Raw genomic sequence first — 24,007 nt, 5'->3', positions numbered from 1 at the left:
TAGCATGCGCGGTCCTGTCCAAACCCCGCGTGGCGTTCGCGCCCGCCTCGGAGCATCCACCATGCGTAGCCACTATTGCGGTCTCGTCGACGAGACGCTGACCGGTCAGACCGTCACCCTCTGCGGCTGGGCCGATACCCGTCGCGATCACGGCGGCGTCATCTTCATCGACCTGCGCGACCACGAGGGCCTGGTGCAGTGTGTGATCGAGCCGGACAATGCGGCGGCGTTCAAATCGGCCGAAGGCGTGCGCTACGAGTATTGCCTGCGCATCACCGGTACGGTGCGCGGCCGTCCCGCCTCGCAGATCAATGACCGCTTGCGCACCGGCAAGATCGAAGTCGTGTGCGATCGTGTGGAAGTGCTGAACGCGTCGGCGCCGCTGCCGTTCCAGCTGGACGACACGCCGGGCGAAGAAGCGCGCCTCAAGTATCGCTATCTCGATATCCGCCGCCCGGCGATGCAGCGCGCGATGCGCCTGCGCACGCGCCTGACCCAGGAAATCCGCCGTTATCTCGATGCGCGGGGTTTCCAGGACATCGAAACGCCGATCCTGACCAAGGCGACGCCGGAAGGCGCGCGCGACTATCTGGTGCCGAGCCGCGTGCATGCGGGCGAGTTCTACGCGCTGCCGCAGTCGCCGCAATTGTTCAAGCAGTTGCTGATGATGGCCGGCATGGATCGCTACTACCAGATCGCGCGCTGCTTCCGCGACGAAGACCTGCGCGCCGACCGCCAGCCGGAATTCACCCAGCTCGACATGGAGTTCGCGTTCGTCGAGGAACACGACGTGCAGGACATGGTCGAGGGCATGATCCGCCACATCTTCAAGACCGTGAACGATACCGAGCTGCAGGACCCGTTCCCGCGCATGACCTACGCCGAGGCGATGCGTCGCTACGGTTCCGACAAGCCGGACCTGCGCATCGATCTGGAGCTGGTCGATGTCGCGGCCGCGGTCGCGCATGTCGAGTTCAAGGTGTTCTCGGGACCGGCCAAGGACCCGGGTGGCCGCGTCGCCTGCCTGCGCGTGCCCAAGGGTTCGGAGATGACGCGCAAGCAGCTCGATGACCTCGGGCTCTACGTCGCCAAGTACGGCGCCAAGGGCCTGGCCTGGATCCGCATCGATGATCTGTCCAAGGGCCGCGAAGGCCTGACCTCGCCGATCGTCAAATTCCTCGACGATGCCGCGATCGAGGGCATCTTCAATGCAGTCGGCGCCGAGCAGGGCGATGTGCTGTTCTTCGGCGCCGGACCGTACAAGACCGTGTCGGATTTCATGGGCGCGCTGCGCATCAAGGTCGCGAAGGACATGGGCCTGGTCGCAAACCGCTGGGCGCCGTTGTGGGTCACCGACTTCCCGATGTTCGAGTACGACGCCGACGACAAGCGCTACGTCGCCCTGCACCACCCGTTCACCGCACCGAAGATCGACGACGTCGCCGACCTCAAGGCCAACGCCGTCAGTTCGGTATCGCGCGGCTACGACTGCGTGCTCAATGGCAACGAAATCGGCGGCGGCTCGATCCGCATCCATCGCCCGGACATGCAGAGCGCGGTGTTTGACCTGCTCGGCATCAGCGCCGAAGAAGCGGAACTGAAGTTCGGCTTCCTGCTCGACGCCCTCAAGTTTGGCGCCCCGCCGCACGGCGGCATCGCCTTCGGCATCGACCGCATGGCCGCACTGATGGTCGGCACCGAGTCCATCCGCGACGTCATCGCCTTCCCCAAAACCGCCAGCGCCAACTGCCTGCTCACCAGCGCCCCCTCCGTCGTCGCCGAGAACCAGTTGCAGGAACTGCACGTGCGCGTGGTGAAGCCGGTGAAGAAGGGGTAGCAGGCTTTCGGGAGCTGCGGTAGTTTCCTCGAATCTTGGGATGACTTGCGATGCTGAAGAAGCTTGCTCTTGCAAACATCGGTCCCGGTCCGAAATTTCGAATGGACTGCGCCTCCCGATTGAATTTGATCACCGGGGACAACGGACTCGGCAAGAGTTTCTTATTGGATTGTGCTTGGTGGGCTCTGACGCGTACGTGGGCCCGCAACGCTGTGATCCCGACCTCCACGCGCCCAGGAGTTTCGGAAATTGCTTTCGAGTTTGATGCGAAGACGAAGTCCAAGGTTGTTCGATACGCATCTCGATTCGATAGGAATTCACAAAGCTGGAAGGGGAAGCAAGGGCGGCCATCGGACCCCGGACTCGTTCTCTATGCGCAGGTGGACGGAGGATTTTCCGTTTGGGACCCGCAGCGCAACTACTGGCGCACTGATCGCGGAGTTGACGTCCAAGACAGGCCGTCTGCCTACCTGTTCAGGCCTGATGATGTTTGGAATGGTCTTCGAGTCGACGGCAAGCGCCAATGCAATGGGTTGATCGATGACTGGGCTGCTTGGCAGCGTGAAAACAAGCGTCCGTTTCAGTTGCTCGAGGCCGCGCTACGGCACTTGTCTCCGGATGAAAACGAAACGCTGAGCATTGGCGAATTGACGCGCATCGGTCTGGACGACAGTCGCTGGATCCCGACGATCAGACAACCTGGAGCAGGTGACGTTCCCATAGTCCACGCATCTGCTGGCGTGCGTCGAATTGCCGCTCTCGTGTACCTGCTCGTATGGGCCTACACGGAGCACGAGATTGCGGCGAGGCAACGAGGCCAACCCTCATCACGCCAGATCATCTTCCTGATTGACGAAGTTGACACTCATCTCCATCCTCGCTGGCAACGGAAAGTTCTCGGCGCGCTTCTTGAAGTGGTTGATGAGTTGATCACGGGAGGCGAATCGGCGGTGCAAATTGTTGCGACGACCCACTCGCCCATGGTCATGGCGTCGATTGAACCAGATTTCGATGAGGCAACTGACAGTCATTGGACGCTGGAGATTGATTCCGACTCGAAGCAAGTACAGCTGGTCAACCGCCCTTGGGCACCTCAAGGCGATGTCGGGTCTTGGCTTGTCTCGCCAAGCTTTGGATTGCAACAGGCCAGATCTTCTGAAGCTGAGCGTGCCATCGAGGCGGCCGAAGCGCTGGGGCGAGAAGATTTCAAGAGTTTGCCCGCCGGGTTGAATACACACGCAAAAATAGAGGCCGAGTTGATCCGCCTGCTTCCCGCGCTAGATCCGTTCTTCATTAGATGGCGGGTCGCTGGGTCGCCTTCGGCGAAGGCCATTTCTGGGCCTCGAAAGTTCAGTCGCAAGACAGTCGTTCGGGCGAAGAAGAAGTGATTCCAGTAAAGAGAAGCCCGGAGCCTTCTCAGTTCGACACCAAGTGTCGGAAGGCCGGGAAGGCGTGGCTGAAGTTGCAAGCTCGCCCTCTTGCTGGTCGTCCGAAAGACTATTGGTCCCAATTTCGACCTGATCTGTGTAATGCGTTCAAATCAATTTGCGCATACGAAGCCCTATTCATCGGCGCTGGGGGTGGATGCGTGGACCACTTCGAGCCCGTGTCCAACACGAAGTTGATTTATGAGTGGTCCAACTACCGATATGCAAATGCACGGGTGAACAGCCGCAAGGGAATCCGCGGCAGCGCGGACATTCTCGACCCGTTCGAAGTGCGGCCGGGATGGTTCGAGATTCTGTTGCCGAGCCTGCAAATGCGGGTAACGGATAGGGTTCCCGCGCCCAAGCGAGCGCGCGCTGAAGCAACGCTGCGACTACTCGGGTTAGACCACCACGAACAAGTCGTTGCGTCCCGCGCGGAATTCTACAGGCTCTATCGCGAGGGCAAGCTTTCGTTGGAGGCTCTGCGCGAATGGGCGCCCTTGATCGCCGAAGCCATCGATAACGAACAATTGGCACGCTGAGTCGGACACCGACCATGACCCCCAAGACCCTCACCGAATTCCTTGCCGAGACGGCCGACCAAAGTCAGGGCGATGCGCCTTGGGAGCTGGAGAACGAGCGCATCCTGGAGGTGAAGCTGTCGCAGCAGCGAGTGTGGATGAAGGCCGGGGCGATGGTGGCGTATCGCGGTGGCATCAAGTTCGAGCGCGAGGGGGCGTTCGAGCATGGCGCGTCGCGGTTCTTCAAGGAGATGTTCACCGGCGAGGGCGCGAAGCTGACCAAGGCTTCGGGCAGCGGTCGATTGTTCCTGGCCGAGGGCGGCAAGCGCATCACGCTGCTGAAGCTGGAAGGCGACGGCGTGACCGTGAACGGCAACGACCTGCTCGCGTTCCAGGACGGCATCGAATGGGACATCCGCATGACGCGCAAGCTCAGCGGCATGGTCGCCGGCGGCCTGTTCAACCTGCAGCTGAAAGGGCATGGCCTGATCGCGCTGACCACGCACGGACGTCCGCTGACGCTGCGCGTTGCGCGCAACATGCCGGTGTGCACCGACCCGAACGCGACCGTGGCGTGGTCGTCCAATCTCGAACCCGAGTTCAAGACCGACATCTCGCTGCGCACCCTGATCGGCCGCGCCAGCGGTGAGTCGGTGCAGATGGCCTTCAGCGGCGAGGGCTTCGTCGTCGTGCAGCCTTACGAAGAGCAGCCGTTCCAAGCGCGGCGCTGACATGAGCGAGCGCGTGTTGTTGCTGCACGGCATCTGGATGCGCGGCTTCATGATGGCGCGGCTGGCGAAGCATCTGGCGAGCGAAGGCTATGCGGTTGACGTGGTCGACTACCCCTCGCTGAGCAAGGGCGCGGACGCCTGTGCCGACGACTTGCGCGCGCGCATCGCCGCGCATGCGGGCGAGACGGTGCATGTGGTCGGGCATTCGCTGGGCGGGTTGGTGGCGCTGCTGGCGACGCAGGGCGAGACTTTGCCCGGTCGCAGCGTCTGCCTGGGTTCACCGTTGACCGGAAGCGCTGCAGCGAAGAGCCTGGCGACGTTTGCGCCGTGGATGATGGGCCGCAGTCGCGAACGCTTGCTGAGCGGCCTCGGCGAATGGCGCGGCCCGCGCGAGGTCGGCGTGATCGCCGGGCGCGTGCCGTTCGGCGCCGCGCTGCTGATCGGCGGACTGAGTGGCGAAAGTGATGGCACCGTCGGCGTCGATGAAACGCGGCTGCCGGGCATCCATGACCATGCCGTGATCGCCGCCACCCACACCGGACTGCCGTTCTCGACCGAAGCGATCGCGATGACCGCGAACTTCCTGCGCGCGGGGCGCTTCCAGCCGGCTACGGGCGCAGCCAGCGGATGATCTGCGCGCCCACTTCCGGGCGATGCAGCAATTCGATGTGACCGGTGCCGTGACTGATCCAGTGGGCATGGCGGTGCAGCCCGAGATCGCGGGCGTCGTCGTGGCGGCCGAGGGCGCTGTCGAGCGGCACCAGGCCGTCACCGACCAGTCGCTCGGCGAGCGGGCTGCGTTGCTTCGCCAGCGTTGCGGCGATGCTGAAGCAGGCGATATCCGCGGGTAGCGGCAGGTGCAGACGCGAATCCTCTGCGTGGGCGAAGCGGCCCGCGCCTAGCCAGTCCTCATCGCGTACACAGCCATGGCGCAGGTCGGTGATGCCGGCGCTGCGCATCTGGCCGAGCTTCGCGAACGGCGCGGTGTACATGCTGCGAGCAAGCACCTGATCGACCCACTGCCCGGCGCGTTCCAGCGGTGCGCCATGGTGCGGCGTGCCGAGGAACACGAGCTTGCGCAGCTTGCCGCGCCAGGTTCGCGCCGCGCCGCTGCCGTGGTGGCAGGCACTGCGTGCGACCAACCCGCCCATGCTGTGCGCGACGATGCTGATCTCCTCGACCGGCACCGGCCATTGCGCGAGCAGCCGTTCCAGTCGCTCCGAGAGATCGCGGCCGTTTTCGGAAATATGCCGCCCCGTGTTGTAGCGCAGGTACAGCGGCGTGTAGCCGAGTGCCGCGGCCGCTGCCTCGCCGTGGTCAGTCACCCCGCCAGCACGCTCGCCGCGCCATTGCAGGTCGTTCATGCACAGGCCGTGCACGAGCAGCAGGATGCGACCACGGGCAGCGGGAATGTCGGCAGGAGTGTCCGTCGCGACCAGTCGTCCGCGATGGCGCAGCGACATCGGGATCGCCAGCGGATTGCCGCTCGCGACCAGATGATCGCCCATCACGCCATTCAGTACCGACTGGAATGCGGCGCGCTGTGGTGACGGGTGTGCAGCGTCGTGTTCGCGGTCGAGCATCGGCTGCAGCTTGTGCAGCGCCCGGTCGATGCCGTGTCCGATCACGTGGCTGACGCCATGGATGCCGCGGTACACGAGCCCGGTCAGGCCGCGGGTTCGCCCCGGCACGGGCCCGTCGGCGGCGCCGAGCGAACGCCACACCGACTGGTGCACACCCTCAACCACGCCGGTGACGCCATGCGTCGCCTGGGTCGCCAGTTGCAGCAGTCCGCGCACTTCGGCGATGGCGATGCGATGGCGCTGTGATCTGGCAGTGGCGGGGTTCATGCGGTCCGACTCCGATGGGGTGGCGGCTGCGCGAGCATGCGTCCGCCACCTAGAGCACATCGCGCGCTGCATTCGTGTCAGTCTCCGCGACCCTGTGCAGGGTCGTGACCCCGCGTCGAGTCTATCCCTGCGGCACCCCGGCCATGTCCGGCAACTGGTGGGCGATGCCCTTGTGGCAGTCGATGCAGGTCTTGTCGCCGCTGAGCAGGTGGCGTTCGTGGATGGCGCCAGCGCGCGGGCTCTGGCGGGTGATGTCCATCGAGCCGTAGTCGTGGCAGTTGCGGCACTCCAGCGAATCATTCGCCTTCAGCCGGGCCCATTCGTGTTCGGCCAGTTCGCGGCGCTTGGCGAGAAACTTCTCGCGCGTGTCGATGGTGCCGAAGACCTTGCCCCAGACTTCCTTCGAGGCCTGCATCTTGCGCGCGATCTTGTCGGTCCACTGATGCGGTACATGGCAGTCCGGGCAAGTGGCGCGCACGCCGGAGCGGTTGCTGTAGTGGATCGTGCTCTTCAGTTCGGCGAACACGTTGTCCTGCATCTCGTGGCAGCCGGTGCAGAAGGTCTCGGTGTTGGTCGCCTCGAGCACGGTGTTGAACGCGCCCCAGAACACGATGCCGGCGATGAAGCCGCCGAGGGTCAGGAACATCAGGCTGAAATGCCGGCTCGGCGAGTTGAAGATGCGCCAGATGCGGAGGATGCGCTCGCGCCAGCTCATGGGTTCACTCCTTCACCGCTTCCGGTGTCGCCGCAAGGATCGCGTCGGCACCGGTGAAGTCGTTCGCGATCAGCGGCACGGCATCGGTCTGCACGACGTGGCACTGCACGCAGAAGTAGCGGCGCGGCGAGATCTCGGCCAGCACCTGGCTGTCGCGGTCCATGTAATGGGTGACGCTGACTGGCGGCGCCTGGAACTGCGCCGAGTTGGCCTGGCCGTGGCAGAGCATGCAGCGGTTGGCGTGCTGGTCGACCTGGTAACCGTCGATCGCGTGCGGAATCGTCGGTGGTTGCATCGGGTAGGCGCGTTCGCGACGGATGTCGGTGTTCTCGACACGCGCCAGCGGCAGCGACTCGGGTTCGCTCTTGAGGTCGGCGCCGCGACGCATGGCGTCGATCGACTTCGAGGTTTGCGTCGTGGTCGGTACGGCTACGGTGCCCCTCGGAGCGGGGGTCGCTTCCGGCTTGTGCGTCGGCGAGTTGCTGCAGCCGCGGCCGAGCGCGACGCCGACGATGAGCACGATGAGGAAGGCGAAGATCTGCATCGGTTTCATGGTGGCGCTCCTCAGACCTTGACCACTTTGACGGCGCACTTCTTGAAATCCGTCTGCTTGGAGATCGGGTCGGTGGCGTCGAGCGTGACCTTGTTGATCAGCACCGAGGCGTCGAACCAGGGCACGAAAATCAATCCACGCGGCGGCTTGTTGCGGCCGCGGGTCTCGATGCGCGCACGGATCTCGCCACGACGCGACACCACCCTGGCCTCCTGGCCGCGACGCAGTTCGCGCGCCTCGGCATCATCCGGGTGCATGAAGATCACTGCCTGCGGCACCGCCTTGTACAACTCGGGCACGCGCATCGTCATCGAGCCGGAATGCCAGTGCTCGAGCACGCGTCCGGTCGACAGCCACAAGTCGAACTCCGTGTCAGGTTCCTCTGCGGCCGGTTGGTAGGGCAGGGCCCAGATCACTGCACGGCCGTCCGCGAAGCCGTAGAACTCGAAGTCCTTGCTGGCCTTCACGTACGGGTCGCTGCCTTCCTTGTAGCGCCAGCGCGTCTCCTTGCCCTCGACCACCGGCCAGCGCAGGCCGCGCGTCTGGTGATAGAGATCAAACGGCGCGAGGTCATGGCCGTGATGGCGGCCGAACTCGGCGTATTCCTCGAACAGGCCCTTCTGCACGTAGAAGCCGAACGCCTCGGACTCGTGGTTGTCGTAGCCCTTCTCGATCTCTTCGCGCTTGAACTTGTCGACGACGCCGTTCGCGAACAACAGATCGAACAGGGTCTTGCCCTTGAGCTCAGGTTTCGCCGCGACCAGCTCTGCCGGCCAGCACTCCTCGACGGTGAAGCGCTTGGAGAATTCCATCAGCTGCCACAGGTCGGAACGCGCTTCGCCCGGTGCCTTCACCAGCTGATGCCAGAACTGGGTGCGGCGTTCGGCATTGCCGTAGGCGCCTTCCTTCTCGACCCACATCGCGGCCGGCAGGATCAGGTCGGCGGCCTGCGCAGTGACGGTCGGGTAGGCGTCGGAAACGACGATGAAGTTCTCCGGGTTGCGGTAGCCCGGGATGCCTTCCTGACCGGTGTTCGCCGCAGCCTGGATATTGTTGTTGACCTGCACCCAGTACGCATTGAGCTTGCCGTCCTTCAATGCGCGGTTCTGGGCGACCGCGTGCAGGCCGGGCTTTTCGACGATGGTGCCGGGCGGCAACTGCCAGATCTGCTCGGCCTTGGCGCGGTGCTCGGGTTTGGCGACCAGCATGTCCGCCGGCAGGCGATGGCTGAAGGTGCCGACTTCACGCGCGGTGCCGCAGGCCGAAGGCTGCCCGGTCAGAGAAAACGGCGAACTGCCCGGGGTCGAGATCTTTCCGGTCAGCAGGTGGATGTTGTAGACCATGTTGTTCGCCCACACCCCGCGCGTGTGCTGGTTGAAGCCCATGGTCCAGAACGACATCACCTTGATCTTGGGGTCGGCATACAGTTCGGCCATCTGCGTCAGCCAGGTGGCATCGACGCCGCTCATCTTCGCGGCGTATTCAAGCGTGTACGGGCGCACGAAGGCGGCGAACTGTTCGAAGTCGATCAGCGAGCCCTGGTTCGGGTCGGCGGCATCCTTCGCGCCGGCTTCCTTGGGATGGTCCGGGCGCAGGCCGTAGCCGATGTCGGTGACACCGAGCTTGAAATTGACGTGTTTGCCGATGAAGTCCTGGTTGACCCGGCCGGTCTGGATGATGTGGTTGGCGATGTAGTTCAGGATCACCAGGTCGGTCTGCGGCTTGAACACCATCGGGATGTCGGCGAGGTCGAAGCTGCGGTGCTCGAAGGTCGAGAGCACGGCGACCTTCACGCCCGGGTTCGACAGCTTGCGGTCGGTGACGCGCGTCCACAGGATCGGGTGCATCTCGGCCATGTTCGAGCCCCACAGCACGAACGCGTCGGCGGCTTCGATGTCGTCGTAGCAGCCCATCGGTTCGTCTATGCCGAAACTGCGCATGAAGCCCATCACCGCGCTGGCCATGCAGTGGCGTGCATTCGGGTCGATGTTGTTGCTGCGGAAGCCGGCCTTGAACAGCTTGTTCGCGGCGTAGCCTTCCCAGATCGTCCACTGGCCGGAGCCGAACATGCCGACCGCGGTCGGCCCCTTCTCCTTGAGCACGCGCTTGAACTGTGCGGCCATCACGTCGAAGGCTTCGTCCCAGGACACCGGCGTGAACTCGCCGTTCTTGTCGTACTGGCCGTTGCTCTTGCGCAGCAACGGCTGGGTCAGGCGGTCGCTGCCGTACATGATCTTCGAGAGGAAGTAGCCCTTCACGCAGTTCAGGCCGCGATTCACCTCGGAGTGGATGTCGCCGTGGGTGGCGACGACGCGCCCGTTCTTGACCGCGACGTTGATGCCGCAGCCGGTGCCGCAGAAGCGACACGGCGCCTTGCTCCACTTGAGCTCGGTTTCGCCGCGGTCGGTGACGATGTTGCTGGCGTCGGCGTACAGCGGGATGCCGGCGACTGCTGCGGCAGTGACCGCGGCGGAGTTGCGGATGAATTCACGGCGCGTGCTGAGCATGGTCGGCCTCGGCTTCGTCAGTATCGATTTCGTGGTGGACCAGGTCCGTGGTCATCACGTCCTGGGTGGCGCGGATCGCGTCGAAACGCTGCGCCAGTTCATATTCATTCGTGCCTTCGGCGAGCACCACGATGCGTCCGCGCTCGGCGCCGCGCACGGTGGTCTGGTCGAGTGCATCGAGCCGCGTGATCACGGCCGCTTCGTGCTCGGGCCGACAGCGCACGATCAGGCTGGCGACATGCCAGGTCATGGCCGCTGCACCACGCTGCCGTTGTCGGCGCGCCCGAAGAGGGGTGTACGACCCAGGGATTCGCTCATCACTGCGGTCCCGGCGGGCCGGCGAACATCTGCAGGATCCAGATGCCAAAGCCCCAGGCAGCGACCGTGCCAACGGCCAGAATCGGGGCCAGGAACACCGTCAGGAACAGGAAGGCACGCAATTCGCGGCGGCGTTCGACAACTGTCGGTTCCATGGTCGCGATCTCGCTGTCGAGGTGCGGCCAGACTAGCGTCGTGGCCGCGCGCCGGGTTGACTCCGATCAACTCGGCACTCTCGCCGGCGATGATTTCTCCGCGTCACTGGCAAAACCAGCCGCGGACTCGTCAAGCTTCGCGGATGGATGGAAAACCTGTACGAACAGCGGAAGGAATGATCGGGCGGCGAATGCGCGGCGGTGGCGGGCGAACGCTACGCACGAGCGCCTGCAGGGCGTTGCTGCTGTCGCTGGTCGCCAGCTGTGCGGCCTCGGGTCGTGCGTCGATGCGATTGCAGTTTCCGCCGCTGCCGATGGATCCGGGCGAGGTGGTCGTCGCGGTGGATGCAAGTGTCGAGTGCGAGACACGCATGCGCTGGCGTCCGCTGCCGCGCGGTTGGAGCGTGACCGCGCAGACCCGCGACGGAGTGACGGCGATCCGATCGCGCCTCGAACCGGAAGCGACTGGCGTGGCCGAGCGCCCGCCGTTCGCCGACGCAGCAGGTCGGCTGCCGACGCTCATCGTTGCGGATGCAGTTGACGACTGCGGGCTCTGGGCGATCGAGTTGCAGGTCCGCCAGTCGGGGCAGGAGAGCGATGCCGGGGCGAGCGATGTCCTGATGCTGGACTACGCTTCGCACGGACTCTGGTATCGGCACCCCGGGGCGTCGCTCGAATGACCCGCATCCTCGGCATTGACCCCGGGTCGCAGCGCACCGGCATTGGCATCATCGATGCAATGCCGGACGGGCGTTGCGTGCATGTGTTCCACACCGCGCTGCAGCTGCTCGACAACGAGACTTTTCACCTGCGCCTGAAGCAGATCTACGACGAAATCGGCGGCATTCTCGAGGAGTACCGGCCGCAGGAGGTGGCGATCGAGCGCGTGTTCATGGCGCGCAATCCGGATTCGGCGCTGAAGCTCGGGCAGGCGCGCGGTGCCGCGATCGTCGCTGTCGTCGGCAAGGGCCTGGCGTTGACCGAGTACTCGGCCAAGGAAGTGAAGCAGTCCGTGGTCGGCAGCGGTTCCGGCGACAAGACCCAGGTGCAGCACATGGTCGGGGTGCTGTTGTCGCTGCCGGGCAAGCTGCAGGCCGATGCCGCCGACGCACTCGCGATCGCATTGACGCATGCGCATACCCGCGCCAGTCTCACACGCCTTGGCATCCCGCGAACGGCTTGGAGACGGCGATGACGCAGTGGTCCGTTCGGTCTGAGCCTGTCGAAGACCGGCCACCACAGGCGTCATGTCCGAGGGCTTTTCGCAGTCGCCCTTCGACGAGCTCAGGGCGAACGGGAATTGTGGCAACACCGAGAAGGAACAACGGATGATCGGCAGACTCAAAGGCGTATTGGTGATGAAAGCGCCGCCGGCATTGATGATCGATGTGAACGGCGTCGGTTACGAGCTGGAAGCGCCGATGTCGACCTTCTACGAGCTGCCCGAGATCGGCCGCGACGTCACGTTGGTCATCCACTACGCGCAGAAGGAAGACGCCGTGAACCTCTACGGCTTCCAGTCGGAGCGCGAACGCGGGCTGTTTCGCACCCTGCTCAAGGTCAGCGGCATCGGCGCCAAGACCGCGCTGTCGATCCTCTCCGGCGTTTCCGCCGATGACTTCGCGCGCATGGTCGCGAGCAGCAACATCACCGCGCTGACGCGAATCCCAGGCATCGGCAAGAAGACCGCCGAGCGCATCGTGGTCGAGCTGCGCGACAAACTCGGAGCGGGTTTGGCGCCGGTCGCGGCGGGTGGCGTAAAAGCCGTGGCCAACGACCCGCTGGCCGAGGCCGCGGCGGCGCTGGAGCAGTTTGGCTACAAGCCGGCGGAGATCGCGAAACTGCTGAAGGATGCGGCGGAACCGACCGACTCGGCCGAGACAATCATTCGCAAGGCACTCAAGGCCGCATTGCGCACCTGAGATGGCTACACTACGCGACCTTTTTTCCGGGCCTCACGGCTGATACCGGGTTTTATGGGCAATTCCAACGAGCAGAATGGAGCCAAGGCCAGCGTCGCCGGCCTTGCGGTCGCCGCGGTCGGCGTGGTCTTCGGTGACATCGGCACCAGCCCGCTGTACACCATGCGCGAGGCCTTCCACGGCCCGCATGCCATGGCCCTGAACGAGACCAACGTCTTCGGCGTGCTGTCGCTGGTGTTCTGGTCGCTGATCCTGGTGGTGTCGCTGAAGTACGTGGTGTTCATCATGCGCGCCGACAACCGCGGCGAAGGCGGCATCATGGCGATGATGGCGTTGGCGATGAAGGCAGTCGGGGACAATCGTCGCGCGCGCCGCTTCATCACCGTGCTCGCCCTGCTCGGCGCAGCGCTGTTCTATGGCGATGGCGTGATCACCCCGGCGATGTCGATCCTCGGCGCGGTCGAGGGCCTCAAGGTGGCGGCGCCGGCCTTCGAACAGTACGTGGTGCCGATCACGCTGGTCATCGTGGTCGGGCTATTCGCGTTCCAGCGCAGCGGCACGGCCAAGGTCGGCGCGGTGTTCGGTCCGGTGATGCTGCTCTGGTTCGTGGTGCTGGGGGTGCTCGGGCTGGCCGAGATCCACGAGTACCCCTCCATCCTGAAGTCCTTGAACCCGTGGTATGGCGTGCTGTTCTTCGCCGCGCACCCGATGATGTCGTTCCTCGCGCTCGGCACCGTCGTGCTGGCGATCACCGGTGCCGAGGCGGTCTATGCCGACATGGGCCATTTCGGGCGCCTCCCGATCCGCATCGCCTGGTACTGGATCGTGTTCCCGGGGCTGGTGCTGAATTACCTCGGCCAGGGCGCGTTGATCCTCGCGCACCCGCAGAAGGCGGTGAATCCGTTCTACCTGCTGGCGCCGGAATGGGCGTTGTACCCGATGATCGGGCTGGCCACGGCGGCTGCAGTGATCGCTTCTCAGGCAGTGATCTCCGGGGCATTCTCGGTCACGCGCCAGGCAGTGCAGTTGGGTTTCGCGCCGCGCATGCAGGTCAAGCACACCTCGGATGAAACCGTCGGCCAGATCTTCGTGCCGTGGATCAACCGCTTCCTGCTGGTGGCGATCATTCTGGTGGTGATCGGCTTCGGCTCGTCGAGCAAGCTGGCCGCGGCCTATGGCATCGCGGTGACCGGCACCATGCTGATCGACACCATTCTGGCGTTGATCGTGGCGCGCATGATGTGGCGCTGGAACAAGTGGATCGTGATCGCAGTCGGCGCCACCTTCCTCACCATCGACAGCGCGTTTCTCGCCGCCAATGCGATCAAGATTCCCGACGGCGGCTGGTTCCCGTTGGTGCTGGGAGCCGGGCTGTTCCTGCTGATGTCGACCTGGCGCAAGGGTCGCTCGCTGGTGGTCGCGCAGATGCGCAAGGAAAGTCTGGCGCTGGCGCCGTTCATCACCTCGATCGCCGCGCACCCGCCGCTGCGCGTGCCCGGAACCGCCGTGTTCATGACCGCGAACCAGGAAGGCGTGCCGCACGCGATGTTGCACAACCTCAAGCACAACAAGGTGCTGCACGAGCGCAACGTGATGCTCACCGTCGAGACCGTGGAGTCGCCGGTGGCCGACCCCGGGGAGCGCATCAAGGTCGATCCGCTGGGCCACGACTTCTACGCGATGCACCTGCGCTTCGGTTTTGCCGAAGACCCCAACGTGCCGAGGATTCTTGGTGGGTGCGAGTCCTGCGGCCTGCCCTTCGACATGATGGACACTACCTTCTTCCTGTCGCGCGAGACCCTGATCCCGAGCCAGGAAGAGGGCATGCCGTTGTGGCGCGACAAGCTGTTCGCGTTCATGGCGCGCAACGCGCAGTCGGCGACCACCTTCTTCCAGATTCCGGGCAATCGCCTGATCGAACTCGGCACCCAGGTCGAAATTTGAGGCAGGACAGGTGGATCCTTGCGTGTCCGGGTGGGTCCGGATTTATCCGGACGCTCTTCGCTGCGATGATGCGACAGCGTCCGACTGAAGTCGGACCCAGTGTGCCCGGCATGGGCACTGACTTGTTGATTGAGAGGTATCAACCGGAGGCGATGGAGCCAACCGAAGCCGAACTGCAAGGTGCCGACCGCGAGGGAGGTGCTGGAAGAAGCAGGAGGCAAACGATCGACCGCAGGAACACGAACGCCTTGAGGCCGGGTCGGGCGGCAAGCTGGCTGGGAACAGCGAAGCCCAATCCCTCGAGACGTATCAGGTAAGCGCGGCACGATTGAAAGTCAGTGTTCTTACCGGGAGATCTCCGCGCCAGCGTGGAAGTCAGCAGCGGCCGAGTAGCAGGAAGCGGGGTAATGGCCGGGAGCGAAGGGCCAAAGGAAGGAAGAGGGGATAACGCGATGCAGGATCGAACACGGATGAGCCGAAGTCGATGGAAAGGATCGGCGGTCCGATGCTGATGGGTGAGCCCGGCAGGCGTTGGAAGCAGCGTGAGCGTGGGCGAGCCGTTGGATTCGATGGAGCCAAAGCCCCTTGGAGGTGATGGAACAGGCGTGGGTGCGATTGTAAGCAGCGCAAGCAGCGGTGATCGGAAACCGCGGTCGCTGGCCCTGCGGGATGCCCTCGCGCCACTTGCTGAAACACGGAGAAGCGATCAAGCGCAGCTGTTGACGGGGCTATGTTCCGGCAGCAGCCGCGCAGATCGCGAAGCCCAATGGCGGGACACGCGGACTGAACATCCGAATGTGGTCGATCGATTGTCCAGCAGTTGCTGGTGCAATGCTGACCCCCCCCCAGAGCCCGTCGAGCTTTGGGTTCCGTCCGGGCGCAGTGCCCCGATGCCTGCGCCAAGCCCAAGCGTATGCCCGAGAGGGTCGCGACTGGGTGTGACATGGTATCAGGCATTCTTTGACCGGTGAACCACGAGTCTGATGCGGCGTTTGACGCGGACGTCAAGACCGGCGCGCCTCAAGCTGATCAATCGCTGTTGAGTGCAGGACACTCCTGCCGCAGGGTAAGGCGACGGGCCCCCAAGGTGGACCGCTATCACCCTCGAACCTCTGGAGACCACGCCTTGCGCCCCCACCCGCAAGCCGGAGAACGCCTGGCGGTAAGCGCATGGCTGAGCAAGCACCTGAAGCTCACCGGCATCCGGGCAAGAGCGGGTCGGACGGGTTTGGGAACGCAAGTTCCTCGGCTTCACGCTCACCCTCCCCCGCTCACCTGTCCCGCCAGCATGCCATCCGTTCCCCCAGTGACCAGCGCGAACAACGCATGGCTGGGACGCACTCCTACCCAGCAAGACCGAGTCCCCTGGAAGGATGGACGCGCGTCACATCCGCAAATGCTTCTGGCAACGCTGGCACAGTCCAGGGCCGCTACCGCAACCTCGCAAGCTCGGATCAATCCCGAGTTGCCAGTCGCACGTAGCGGTCGCGCCTTTGCTCCGGACTGCAGCAAAGCGCTCCCCCCGCGATTCGCTACTTCGTCCCCACCCTATGCCCCCTTCCAACCCCAGCAAAAACGCATGTCCGGTGGTGTGAGCCCCTGACGCGCACCGGTCAGGGCCCCGTCTCAAGCCCGGGAAGCACCGACCCCCAACCATGACCGATACCCGCCTCAGCTCTGCTACCGCAACGCGCGAAGACGAAGCCGTCGAGGCCAGCATCCGTCCGAAGCGCCTGGCCGAGTACATCGGCCAGGCGCCGGTGCGCGAGCAGATGGCGATCTATGTCGAGGCGGCCAAGCGGCGGGCGCAGTCGCTCGACCATGTGCTGATCTTCGGGCCGCCCGGCCTCGGCAAGACCACGCTGTCGCAGGTCATCGCCAACGAACTCGGCGTGAACCTGCGCTCCACCTCCGGACCGGTGCTGGAACGCGCCGGCGATCTCGCTGCGCTGCTGACCAACCTGCAGCCGCACGACGTGCTGTTCATCGACGAGATCCATCGTCTGTCGCCGGTGGTCGAGGAAGTGCTGTACCCGGCGATGGAGGACTTCCAGATCGACATCATGATCGGCGACGGCCCAGCAGCACGCTCGATCAAACTCGACCTGCCACCGTTCACCCTGATCGGCGCGACCACCCGTGCCGGCCTGCTGACGGCGCCGTTGCGCGATCGCTTTGGCATCGTCCAGCGGCTGGAGTTCTACGAGCGCGCCGAGCTGGCGCATATCGTCACGCGCTCGGCGCGCATCCTCGGCATCCAGTGCGATGCCCAAGGCGCCGACGAGGTCGCACGGCGCTCGCGCGGCACACCGCGCATTGCCAATCGCCTGCTGCGGCGCGTGCGCGACTACGCCGAAGTGCGCGGCGCCGGCCACATCGACCGCGATATCGCCGGCGCAGGCCATGGCCATGCTCAAGGTCGACGACGAAGGTTTCGACACGCTTGACCGGCGTATGCTGACGATGATCATCGAGAACTTCGACGGTGGCCCGGTCGGGGTCGAGTCGCTGGCGGCGGCGCTGAGCGAAGAGCGCGGCACGCTCGAGGACGTGATCGAGCCCTACCTGATCCAGCAAGGTTTCCTGATCCGCACCGCTCGCGGTCGCATGGCTTCCGCCAAGGCCTACCGGCACTTCGGCCTGAACCCGCCGCGCCGCGCCGATGCGCCGCTGCCGGACCTGTTCGGGACCAGCGAGTGAGCACGCCATTCGTCTGGCCGGTTCGGGTCTACTACGAGGATACCGACGCTGGCGGCGTCGTCTACCACGCCCGCTACCTGCAATTCCTCGAGCGTGCGCGCACCGAATGGCTGCGCAGCATCGGTGTGGATCAATCGCGGCTGAAGCGCGAGCGCGGACTGGTGTTCGTGGTCAGCAAGCTTTCGCTATCCTTCCGCCGCCCCGCGCAGCTTGACGACGAGTTGCTCGCGAGCTGCGTCCTGGTCGGACAGCGCGGGGCCAGTCTCCGATTCATGCAGGAAGTGCGCAAGGCCGGGAGCGGCGAACTGCTGCTCGACGCCGAAGTGCTGGCTGCCTGCGTGAACGCCGAATCCTTCCGTCCGACGGCATTGCCGGCGGACTTGTTTGCGGAGTAAACGATGCCTTCAGTGTGGACCCTGCTCAGCCTCGCAGCCAGTGCGACGGCGCCGATCGAATTGGCAGAGACGGCCCAGGCGGTCGCCGCCATTGCGCCGCCGGATGGCGGCTTCGACATTCTCAAACTCGTCCTCGGTGCGTCGTTGCCGGTGAAGCTGGTCATGGGCCTGCTGCTGGCCGCATCGCTGATGAGCTGGACCATCATCCTCGGCAAGCGCAGCATCCTGGAGCGCTCGAAAAAGCGTGCCAACGAGTTCGAGGAACGCTTCTGGTCCGGTGGCGATCTGGCCGCGCTGTTCAAGGAAGTCTCGGCGCCGGGCAAAGAGAGCGAAGGGCTCGCCGGCATCTTCGAGGCCGGCTTCCGCGAGTTCGCGCGCCTGCGCTCGCGACGCACGATGGACCCGCGCATCATGGTCGAAGGCGCCCAGCGCGCGATGCGCGCAGCCGCCGGGCGCGAGGTCGATCGCCTGGAGAAGGACCTCGAGTTTCTCGCCAACGTCGGCTCGATCTCGCCCTACATCGGCCTGTTCGGCACGGTCTGGGGCATCATGATCGCGTTCATGGACCTGAGCACCGCCAAGACCGCGACCATCGCGACCGTGGCGCCGCCGATTTCCGAAGCCCTGATCGCAACCGCGATGGGCCTGTTCGCAGCAATCCCCGCGGTGTGGGCGTTCAACCGCTTCTCGAACCTGGTGGAGCGCCTGAACGTGCGTTTCGATGCGTTCCAGGAAGAGTTTTCCTCGATCCTGCAGCGCCAGGCCCACGTCGAGGACAACCATTGACCCCGCGCACGCGCCCCGGACGTTGGAGCGGCCATGGCCACCGCCGGTAGACATCGCAAGCGCCGCAAGCTCAAGTCCGAGATCAACGTCGTCCCCTACATCGACGTGATGCTGGTGCTGCTGATCATCTTCATGGTCACCGCGCCGATGCTCAATCTCGGCGTCGACATCGACTTGCCGGAATCGAACGCCAAGTCGGTGTCGCTGGACTCCGAGCCGGTGCTGGTCAGCATTGCCCGCGACGGCACCCTGTACCTGACCCTTGGCGACGAGAAACGCGAAACCATCGAGATGCCCGAGCTGGGCAGCAAGATCGCGGCCTTCATCCGCCAGAACCCGAAGGTGCCGGTGCTGGTCGGTGGCGACCAGAGCATCGACTATGGCCGTGTCTACGAAATCATGGTGGTGCTGCAGCAGGCCGGCGTGCCGCGGGTCGGGCTGATGAGCCAGCCGGCGGGCGAGAAGGCGAATGCGCGCTGAGAACGTCGAACGCCGCGACGACACCCTGCTGGCCTTTGGCGGTTCGCTGCTGTTGCATGGCGGGCTGGTGCTGCTGGTTCTGGTAGCGATGTGGCTGAAGCCGAGCGTGCAGCCGGCTGATGTCGCCGGTCCGGTGATCGAGGCGGTGCTGGTCGATTTCACCGCGCCGCCGCTGCCGGCGGCGGCGGCGAAGCCAAAGCCGGCGGCAGCGAAGCCGCAACCGGTGAAGCCGCCACGACCGGTGGATCCGGAACCACCGAAGCCGGCACCGGCGCAGGACCGCATCGACCAGGAGAAGGTGCGGCTGGCGGCGGAGGCGCTGGAGAAGGCCGAGCGCGAGCAGGAAGAACTGCGCAAGCAACAGCAGGTCGATCTCGACCGCCAGGATCAACTGACCGAGATGGAGCGCGAGCGACAAAAGCAGCTCGACGACATCCGCAAGCTGCGCGAGGAAGCCGAGCGCAAGCGCAAGATCGAGGAAATGAAGCTGGCGCAGCTGCAGGACAAACAGAAACAGACCGACGCCGACAAGCAGCGCGCGCTCGAGCAGCAGCGCATGGCCGAGCTCACGGCGGCGGAAGCGCAGCGCGCCGGAACCAATGGCCGCGACGATTCATTGAAGGGTCAGTACATTGTTGCCATAAGTCAGTGGGCTGATCGCAACTGGCGGCGGCCAGACACGCTACGCGAGGGTTTTCGCTGCATGCTCACGGTCAAGCAGATTCCTGGCGGCGACGTGATCGAGGTGAACTCCTCGACCTGCTTCGGCGACCCCTTGGTCATCCGCAGCGTCGAAGCGGCGGTGCAACGCGAGCCCTTGCCCTATCGCGGATTCGAGTCGGTATTCGAGCGCGTCGTGACCATCCCGTTCTGTTATCCAAGAGAGATCTGCATCCAATGAAGCGATTCCACTGGCTCCTCGTTGCAATCGGCCTGCTCACCGCCCGCATCGGGCTGGCCCAGGGACTGATGGTCGATCCGGTGCAGGGCAGCAGCGCTGCCATTCCGGTCGCGGTGGTGCCGTTCGCATTCGAAGGCACCGGCATGCCGCCGGACACCGACCTCAGCGCGGTGATCGGCGCCGATCTGAATCGCAGCGGTCAGTTTCGCGCCCTCGGGCGGGCCGACATCGTCGAGTTTCCGGCGCGTCCGGGCGACGTGAAGTTCGCCACCTGGCGCCTGCTCAAGCAGGATTTCCTGGTGATCGGTCGCATCTCCGACGCCGACGCCGGCGCGCTGCGGATCGAGTTCGAACTGTTCGACGCGGCCCGCCAGACGCGCTTGCTCGGGCTTGCGATCGGTGCCCGCCCGAACGACCTGCGCGGCGCCGCGCACCAGATCGCGGATTTGATCTACGAGAAGATCCTCGGCGTTCGCGGCGCGTTCTGGACGCGCGTTGCCTACGTCACCGCCACCGGCGTCGGCAAGGACACGCAGTACGCGTTGATGGTCGCCGACTCGGACGGCCACAACCCGCAGACCGTGGTGCGCTCGCGCGAGCCGCTGCTGTCGCCGGCGTGGTCGCCGGATGGCAAGCGCCTTGCCTATGTCAGCTTCGAGCGCGGCAATTCCTCGATCTACCTTCAGGAGCTGACCACCGGGTCGCGCCAGGTCATTGCCGCCTACCGCGGTATCAACGGCGCGCCGGCGTTTTCGCCTGACGGTTCAAAGCTGGCCCTGACCTTGTCGCACTCGGGCAATCCCGAAATCTACGTGATGGACATCGCCAGCCGCCGCACCACCCAGATCACCCGGCATTTCTCGATCGACACCGAGCCGGTGTGGATGCCCGATGGCGCGACGCTGATGTTCACCTCGGACCGCGCCGGCAAGCCGCAGATCTACAGTGTCGCGGCCACCGGCGGTGACGCCACCCGGGTCAGTTTCAGCGGTGAGTACAATGCCCGCGCCACCCTCGGCCATCAGGGCAAGACCCTGGCTATGGCACAGGGCAGCGGAAATGTGTATCGTATTGCGGTTCTGGATCGGTCGCGCGGCGGGGCTGGGGAAATGCGCCTGATCTCGCCCGGGAACCTGGATGAGTCCCCGAGTTTCGCGCCGAACGGAAGCATGATTTTGTACGCCGCACGCGAAGGAAAGCGCGGCGTGCTGTTCGCCGTATCCGCCGACGGGCGGGTGCGGCAGCGTCTGGTGCTGGCGGATGGCGACGTGCGCGAACCTGCGTGGGGGCCCTTCCGGCAGCGTTAAGACGTGCGCCGCTAGAGTTCGCGCTCTGCTGTGCCCCTGTGGATTTACCAAAAAAACCTCGAGGAAATACAATGAACAACCCGATGCGCGTAGTCCTGTCCATGGCGATGATGGTCGCCCTGTCCGCCTGCAAGACCCGTGGTGATGAGAAGCCGGTCGAGCCGACTCCGGAGCCGACCCCGACCCCGACCGCGACCGCTCCGGTCGACGATGGCAAGTTCACCCCGGACGAACTCGATTCCGACAGCTGCCTGCGTCAGCGCGTGGTCTACTTCGACTTCGACAAGGCCGAAATCCGTGCTGAAGCCCAGGCCATTCTGGCTTGCCATGGCAAGTACCTGACCGACCGTCCGTCGGCAGCGATGACGCTGGAAGGCCATGCCGACGAGCGCGGCTCGCGCGAGTACAACCTTGGTCTCGGCGAGCGTCGCGGCAACGCCGTGTCCTCGGCGCTGCAGGCCAATGGCGGTTCGGCTTCGCAGCTGAACGTCGTCTCCTACGGTGAAGAGCGCCCGACCTGCGCCGACTCGTCGGAAGACTGCTGGGGCAAGAATCGTCGCGTCGAAATCGTCTACACGGCGAAGTAAGAAGCGATGACGATGTCCGGTTCACTGTTTCGTGGACCCCTCGTGGCGGCGGCCTTGGTCGCCGCCACGTCGTTTTCGGGGTCGGTGCATGCCCAGACGGGTCGTCTGAGTCTCGCTGAGCGCGTCGCCCGGCTCGAAGCCCAGACCCAGGGTCAAGGCGGTGCCCAGTCCGCCGTCGATCTGCTGAACCGTATCGATGATCTCCAGTCCGAAGTGCAGTCGCTGCGCGGGCTGGTGGAACAACAGGCATTCGAAATCGAGGAACTGAAGAAGCGCAGCCGCGATCAGTACATCGATCTCGATTCGCGCCTCAGTCGCCTCGAGGGCAATCCGGCGCCGGCGTCCACCGCACCGCCTGCCGAACCCGCCGCGCCCTTGGCGCCGGGACAAGTCCAGGAAATTCCGGCAACGCCCGCGGCTCCGGGGCAGCTGACGATGGACCCTGCGGCCGAGCCCGCGCCACCGCTTCCCGCCACCGGTGCGGAGTTCGAAGTCGCGACCGCGCCCGCCGCGCCGATCACCGCAGCGCCGACCGAGCCCATGCCGGCCACGGCGACGACGATGATCCCGCAGGTCGGCGAACAGGCGACCTATGACACCGCGTTCGACGCCCTGCGTGAGGGCCGCTATGCCGAATCGGCACGGCGCTTTTCGGCCTTCCTCGAGCAGTATCCGGAAGGCGAGTTGGCCGACAACGCGACCTATTGGCTGGGCGAGTCGTACTACGTGACCCAGAACTACCAGATCGCGCTCGATACTTTCCGCTCGCTGCTGTCGCGCTATCCGCAAAGCGCGAAGACCCAGGACGCGATGCTCAAGGTTGGCTACTGCCTGTATGAGTTGAAGCAGTGGGCGCCGGCCGAGGCGGCGTTGAACGAAGTCGTCGCGCGCTATCCGGATTCGACCGTATCGCGGCTGGCGCAGGGGCGCCTGCGTGCCTTGCGTCTCGAAGGCAAGACGCCGTAGACCGATGATGGTCGCCGCCGTTACGGCCGCGGATTCCGGGGCCGGCACGGCAACCGGCGAAGCGCGGCTCAAACTCACCGAGATCTTCCTTTCGCTGCAGGGTGAAGCCGACGCCGTCGGCTGGCCGACCGTGTTCATCCGTCTCACCGGCTGTCCGCTACGCTGCAGCTACTGCGATACCGCGTATGCGTTTTACGGCGGCGAGTGGTGGACGCTCGACGCGATCCTGGAGCGAGTCTCCAGTTTCGGCGTTGACCATGTCTGCGTCACCGGCGGCGAACCGCTGGCACAGCGTGCCTGCCTCGATCTGCTCGCGGCGCTGTGCAAAGCCGGTTACCGCGTGTCGCTCGAAACCAGCGGTGCACTCGATATCGCCGCGGTCGACGCGCGTGTCTCGCGTGTGGTGGATGTCAAGACGCCGGACTCGGGCGAGTGCGAACGCAACCGCCTGGCGAATCTGCAGCTGCTGACGCAGCACGACCAGATCAAGTTCGTGTTGTGTTCGCGCGCCGACTACGAGTGGGCAGCGCAGATGGTACGCGAGCATTCGCTACCGCAGCGCTGCCAGGTGCTGTTTTCACCTAGCCATCGCCAGATCGCGCCGCGTGACCTGGCCGAGTGGATCCTCGCGGACCGCTTGCCGGTGCGCTTCCAGCTCCAGCTGCACAAGCAGCTCTGGGGCGACACGCCGGGGCGCTGAGATGACCGCGATTGATCTCCAGCCGATGCGCCCGCGTGCCGTGGTCCTGGTCTCGGGCGGCATGGACTCGGTCGCCACGCTGGCGATCGCGCGCGCGCAGGGCTTCGATTGCCATGCGCTCAGCGTCGATTACGGCCAGCGCCATCACGCCGAACTCGACGCCGCGCGCCGCAACGCCGCGGCGCTCGGCGCGGTCGCGCACAAGGTCGTGCACATCGATCTGCGCATGCTCGGCGGCTCGGCCCTGACCGACGACATCGCCGTGCCGGAGACGGCGAGTTTCGGCATTCCGGTGACCTACGTGCCGGCACGCAACACCATCATGTTGTCGGTCGCGCTCGGCTGGGCCGAGGTGCTCGGCGCGCATGACCTGTTCTGCGGCGTCAACGCGGTCGACTATTCCGGCTATCCCGACTGCCGCCCCGAATTCATTCGCGCTTTCGAGCAACTGGCGAATCTGGCGACCAAGGCCGGCGTCGAAGGCACGCGCTTTCGCGTGCACGCACCGTTGATGGCGATGAGCAAGGCCGACATCGTCCGCGCCGGACTCGCCCACGGCGTCGATTTCGCGAACACGGTGTCGTGTTATCAGGCCGACGTCGAAGGCCTTGCCTGCGGCCGCTGCGACGCCTGCCGCCTGCGCCGTCAGGGTTTCGTTGATGCCGGCGTGGCCGACCCGACGCGGTACCGTGCGGCATGATTTCC

Annotated in this window: 24 protein-coding genes and 1 pseudogene; 19 read left to right on the top strand and 6 right to left on the bottom strand. The window is 65.0% G+C overall.

Translation table 11 applies throughout. The features are described from left to right. Positions 1 to 61: 61 nt before the first annotated feature. From aspS to IPG63_02085, 5 genes are read left to right on the top strand one after another with little or no spacing between them, the layout of a single operon-like run. A complete protein-coding gene (gene aspS, locus IPG63_02105) occupies positions 62 to 1,837 on the top strand; it encodes an aspartate--tRNA ligase (protein ID MBK6726045.1) in 1,776 nt (591 codons plus the stop codon). 50 nt (positions 1,838 to 1,887) lie between these two features. After that, positions 1,888 to 3,225 carry an ATP-binding protein gene (locus IPG63_02100; GenBank protein ID MBK6726044.1) on the top strand — a complete coding sequence of 446 codons (1,338 nt, stop codon included), beginning with the start codon at positions 1,888 to 1,890 and terminating at the stop codon, positions 3,223 to 3,225. Continuing rightward, positions 3,222 to 3,806, top strand: a complete 585-nt coding sequence (locus tag IPG63_02095) for a hypothetical protein (protein MBK6726043.1) — start codon at positions 3,222 to 3,224, stop codon at positions 3,804 to 3,806. The genes IPG63_02100 and IPG63_02095 overlap by 4 nt, the downstream gene beginning before the upstream one ends. 14 nt (positions 3,807 to 3,820) lie before the next feature. Beyond that, positions 3,821 to 4,516, top strand: coding sequence for an AIM24 family protein (locus tag IPG63_02090; protein ID MBK6726042.1), 696 nt, complete (start codon positions 3,821 to 3,823; stop codon positions 4,514 to 4,516). A 1-nt stretch (position 4,517) separates the two neighbouring features. Beyond that, positions 4,518 to 5,147 (top strand): alpha/beta fold hydrolase, encoded by a 630-nt coding sequence (locus IPG63_02085; protein ID MBK6726041.1) that lies wholly within the window; start codon positions 4,518 to 4,520, stop codon positions 5,145 to 5,147. On the opposite strand, the gene IPG63_02080 is transcribed toward IPG63_02085, so the two are convergent. The 6 genes from IPG63_02080 to napE form a co-directional block, all read right to left on the bottom strand. Next, entirely contained in the window at positions 5,125 to 6,366 is a 1,242-nt protein-coding gene (locus tag IPG63_02080; GenBank protein MBK6726040.1) for an alpha/beta hydrolase, read from the bottom strand. The genes IPG63_02085 and IPG63_02080 overlap by 23 nt on opposite strands. A gap of 121 nt (positions 6,367 to 6,487) precedes the next feature. Then, entirely contained in the window at positions 6,488 to 7,081 is a 594-nt protein-coding gene (locus tag IPG63_02075) for a NapC/NirT family cytochrome c (GenBank protein MBK6726039.1), read from the bottom strand. Between the two features lie 4 nt (positions 7,082 to 7,085). Beyond that, positions 7,086 to 7,625 (bottom strand): nitrate reductase cytochrome c-type subunit, encoded by a 540-nt coding sequence (locus IPG63_02070; protein MBK6726038.1) that lies wholly within the window; start codon positions 7,623 to 7,625, stop codon positions 7,086 to 7,088. A gap of 20 nt (positions 7,626 to 7,645) precedes the next feature. Continuing rightward, entirely contained in the window at positions 7,646 to 10,141 is a 2,496-nt protein-coding gene (gene napA / locus IPG63_02065; GenBank protein MBK6726037.1) for a periplasmic nitrate reductase subunit alpha, read from the bottom strand. Beyond that, the gene (locus IPG63_02060) at positions 10,122 to 10,391 is read right to left on the bottom strand and encodes a chaperone NapD (protein MBK6726036.1); all 270 of its coding nucleotides are present in this window, start codon (positions 10,389 to 10,391) and stop codon (positions 10,122 to 10,124) included. The genes napA and IPG63_02060 overlap by 20 nt, the downstream gene beginning before the upstream one ends. 67 nt (positions 10,392 to 10,458) lie before the next feature. Beyond that, the gene (gene napE, locus IPG63_02055; GenBank protein ID MBK6726035.1) at positions 10,459 to 10,614 is read right to left on the bottom strand and encodes a periplasmic nitrate reductase, NapE protein; all 156 of its coding nucleotides are present in this window, start codon (positions 10,612 to 10,614) and stop codon (positions 10,459 to 10,461) included. A gap of 287 nt (positions 10,615 to 10,901) precedes the next feature. Between napE and IPG63_02050 the strand changes: the two genes are divergently transcribed. The 14 genes and pseudogenes from IPG63_02050 to queC all read left to right on the top strand — a co-directional run bounded on the left by IPG63_02050 (position 10,902) and on the right by queC (position 24,002). Beyond that, positions 10,902 to 11,294, top strand: a complete 393-nt coding sequence (locus tag IPG63_02050) for a hypothetical protein (GenBank protein ID MBK6726034.1) — start codon at positions 10,902 to 10,904, stop codon at positions 11,292 to 11,294. Further along, the gene (ruvC, locus tag IPG63_02045) at positions 11,291 to 11,809 is read left to right on the top strand and encodes a crossover junction endodeoxyribonuclease RuvC (GenBank protein MBK6726033.1); all 519 of its coding nucleotides are present in this window, start codon (positions 11,291 to 11,293) and stop codon (positions 11,807 to 11,809) included. Before IPG63_02050 ends, ruvC begins: the two co-directional genes overlap by 4 nt. 133 nt (positions 11,810 to 11,942) lie before the next feature. After that, positions 11,943 to 12,536: a Holliday junction branch migration protein RuvA gene (ruvA, locus tag IPG63_02040; GenBank protein ID MBK6726032.1), complete on the top strand. Its 594-nt coding sequence runs from the start codon at positions 11,943 to 11,945 to the stop codon at positions 12,534 to 12,536. A gap of 54 nt (positions 12,537 to 12,590) precedes the next feature. Next, positions 12,591 to 14,480 (top strand): potassium transporter Kup, encoded by a 1,890-nt coding sequence (locus IPG63_02035; protein ID MBK6726031.1) that lies wholly within the window; start codon positions 12,591 to 12,593, stop codon positions 14,478 to 14,480. Between the two features lie 1,655 nt (positions 14,481 to 16,135). Beyond that, positions 16,136 to 17,180, top strand: a pseudogene (gene ruvB, locus IPG63_02030) (Holliday junction branch migration DNA helicase RuvB). After that, on the top strand, positions 17,177 to 17,575 hold the full coding sequence (ybgC, locus tag IPG63_02025; protein MBK6726030.1) for a tol-pal system-associated acyl-CoA thioesterase: 399 nt from the start codon (positions 17,177 to 17,179) through the stop codon (positions 17,573 to 17,575). The pseudogene ruvB and the gene ybgC overlap by 4 nt, the downstream one beginning before the upstream one ends. Positions 17,576 to 17,578: 3 nt before the next feature. Then, positions 17,579 to 18,361 (top strand): protein TolQ, encoded by a 783-nt coding sequence (tolQ, locus tag IPG63_02020; protein ID MBK6726029.1) that lies wholly within the window; start codon positions 17,579 to 17,581, stop codon positions 18,359 to 18,361. A 33-nt stretch (positions 18,362 to 18,394) separates the two neighbouring features. Continuing rightward, a complete protein-coding gene (gene tolR, locus IPG63_02015) occupies positions 18,395 to 18,841 on the top strand; it encodes a protein TolR (protein MBK6726028.1) in 447 nt (148 codons plus the stop codon). Beyond that, positions 18,831 to 19,742 (top strand): protein TolA, encoded by a 912-nt coding sequence (locus IPG63_02010; protein ID MBK6726027.1) that lies wholly within the window; start codon positions 18,831 to 18,833, stop codon positions 19,740 to 19,742. Before tolR ends, IPG63_02010 begins: the two co-directional genes overlap by 11 nt. Then, positions 19,739 to 21,049, top strand: a complete 1,311-nt coding sequence (tolB, locus tag IPG63_02005) for a Tol-Pal system beta propeller repeat protein TolB (GenBank protein MBK6726026.1) — start codon at positions 19,739 to 19,741, stop codon at positions 21,047 to 21,049. The genes IPG63_02010 and tolB overlap by 4 nt, the downstream gene beginning before the upstream one ends. Positions 21,050 to 21,120: 71 nt before the next feature. Next, the gene (gene pal, locus IPG63_02000) at positions 21,121 to 21,636 is read left to right on the top strand and encodes a peptidoglycan-associated lipoprotein Pal (GenBank protein MBK6726025.1); all 516 of its coding nucleotides are present in this window, start codon (positions 21,121 to 21,123) and stop codon (positions 21,634 to 21,636) included. A 12-nt stretch (positions 21,637 to 21,648) separates the two neighbouring features. After that, positions 21,649 to 22,602: a tol-pal system protein YbgF gene (gene ybgF, locus IPG63_01995; protein MBK6726024.1), complete on the top strand. Its 954-nt coding sequence runs from the start codon at positions 21,649 to 21,651 to the stop codon at positions 22,600 to 22,602. 7 nt (positions 22,603 to 22,609) lie between these two features. Then, entirely contained in the window at positions 22,610 to 23,302 is a 693-nt protein-coding gene (gene queE, locus IPG63_01990; protein ID MBK6726023.1) for a 7-carboxy-7-deazaguanine synthase QueE, read from the top strand. Between the two features lie 25 nt (positions 23,303 to 23,327). Next, on the top strand, positions 23,328 to 24,002 hold the full coding sequence (gene queC / locus IPG63_01985; protein ID MBK6726022.1) for a 7-cyano-7-deazaguanine synthase QueC: 675 nt from the start codon (positions 23,328 to 23,330) through the stop codon (positions 24,000 to 24,002). Positions 24,003 to 24,007: the final 5 nt, after the last annotated feature.

It is taken from the genome of Lysobacterales bacterium, from assembly GCA_016703225.1.
Classification (GTDB): Bacteria; Pseudomonadota; Gammaproteobacteria; order Xanthomonadales; family Ahniellaceae; genus JADKHK01.
Note: the sequence above shows the minus strand (reverse complement) of the source record. Positions and strands in the feature narration are given on the sequence as shown.

What these genes read in the sequence shown, in the direction of transcription:
- IPG63_02075 (MBK6726039.1), bottom strand. Translation starts at nt 7,081, where the DNA reads ATGAGCTGGCGCGAGCGCATCCTCCGCATCTGGCGCATCTTCAACTCG.
- IPG63_02060 (MBK6726036.1), bottom strand. Translation starts at nt 10,391, where the DNA reads ATGACCTGGCATGTCGCCAGCCTGATCGTGCGCTGTCGGCCCGAGCAC.
- IPG63_02080 (MBK6726040.1), bottom strand. Translation starts at nt 6,366, where the DNA reads ATGAACCCCGCCACTGCCAGATCACAGCGCCATCGCATCGCCATCGCC.
- tolR (MBK6726028.1), top strand. Translation starts at nt 18,395, where the DNA reads ATGGCCACCGCCGGTAGACATCGCAAGCGCCGCAAGCTCAAGTCCGAG.
- IPG63_02085 (MBK6726041.1), top strand. Translation starts at nt 4,518, where the DNA reads ATGAGCGAGCGCGTGTTGTTGCTGCACGGCATCTGGATGCGCGGCTTC.
- IPG63_02010 (MBK6726027.1), top strand. Translation starts at nt 18,831, where the DNA reads ATGCGCGCTGAGAACGTCGAACGCCGCGACGACACCCTGCTGGCCTTT.
- aspS (MBK6726045.1), top strand. Translation starts at nt 62, where the DNA reads ATGCGTAGCCACTATTGCGGTCTCGTCGACGAGACGCTGACCGGTCAG.
- ruvC (MBK6726033.1), top strand. Translation starts at nt 11,291, where the DNA reads ATGACCCGCATCCTCGGCATTGACCCCGGGTCGCAGCGCACCGGCATT.
- pal (MBK6726025.1), top strand. Translation starts at nt 21,121, where the DNA reads ATGAACAACCCGATGCGCGTAGTCCTGTCCATGGCGATGATGGTCGCC.
- ybgF (MBK6726024.1), top strand. Translation starts at nt 21,649, where the DNA reads ATGTCCGGTTCACTGTTTCGTGGACCCCTCGTGGCGGCGGCCTTGGTC.
- napA (MBK6726037.1), bottom strand. Translation starts at nt 10,141, where the DNA reads ATGCTCAGCACGCGCCGTGAATTCATCCGCAACTCCGCCGCGGTCACT.
- IPG63_02035 (MBK6726031.1), top strand. Translation starts at nt 12,591, where the DNA reads ATGGGCAATTCCAACGAGCAGAATGGAGCCAAGGCCAGCGTCGCCGGC.
- tolB (MBK6726026.1), top strand. Translation starts at nt 19,739, where the DNA reads ATGAAGCGATTCCACTGGCTCCTCGTTGCAATCGGCCTGCTCACCGCC.
- tolQ (MBK6726029.1), top strand. Translation starts at nt 17,579, where the DNA reads ATGCCTTCAGTGTGGACCCTGCTCAGCCTCGCAGCCAGTGCGACGGCG.
- IPG63_02050 (MBK6726034.1), top strand. Translation starts at nt 10,902, where the DNA reads ATGCGATTGCAGTTTCCGCCGCTGCCGATGGATCCGGGCGAGGTGGTC.
- IPG63_02100 (MBK6726044.1), top strand. Translation starts at nt 1,888, where the DNA reads ATGCTGAAGAAGCTTGCTCTTGCAAACATCGGTCCCGGTCCGAAATTT.
- napE (MBK6726035.1), bottom strand. Translation starts at nt 10,614, where the DNA reads ATGGAACCGACAGTTGTCGAACGCCGCCGCGAATTGCGTGCCTTCCTG.
- IPG63_02070 (MBK6726038.1), bottom strand. Translation starts at nt 7,625, where the DNA reads ATGCAGATCTTCGCCTTCCTCATCGTGCTCATCGTCGGCGTCGCGCTC.
- IPG63_02090 (MBK6726042.1), top strand. Translation starts at nt 3,821, where the DNA reads ATGACCCCCAAGACCCTCACCGAATTCCTTGCCGAGACGGCCGACCAA.
- queC (MBK6726022.1), top strand. Translation starts at nt 23,328, where the DNA reads ATGCGCCCGCGTGCCGTGGTCCTGGTCTCGGGCGGCATGGACTCGGTC.
- ruvA (MBK6726032.1), top strand. Translation starts at nt 11,943, where the DNA reads ATGATCGGCAGACTCAAAGGCGTATTGGTGATGAAAGCGCCGCCGGCA.
- queE (MBK6726023.1), top strand. Translation starts at nt 22,610, where the DNA reads ATGGTCGCCGCCGTTACGGCCGCGGATTCCGGGGCCGGCACGGCAACC.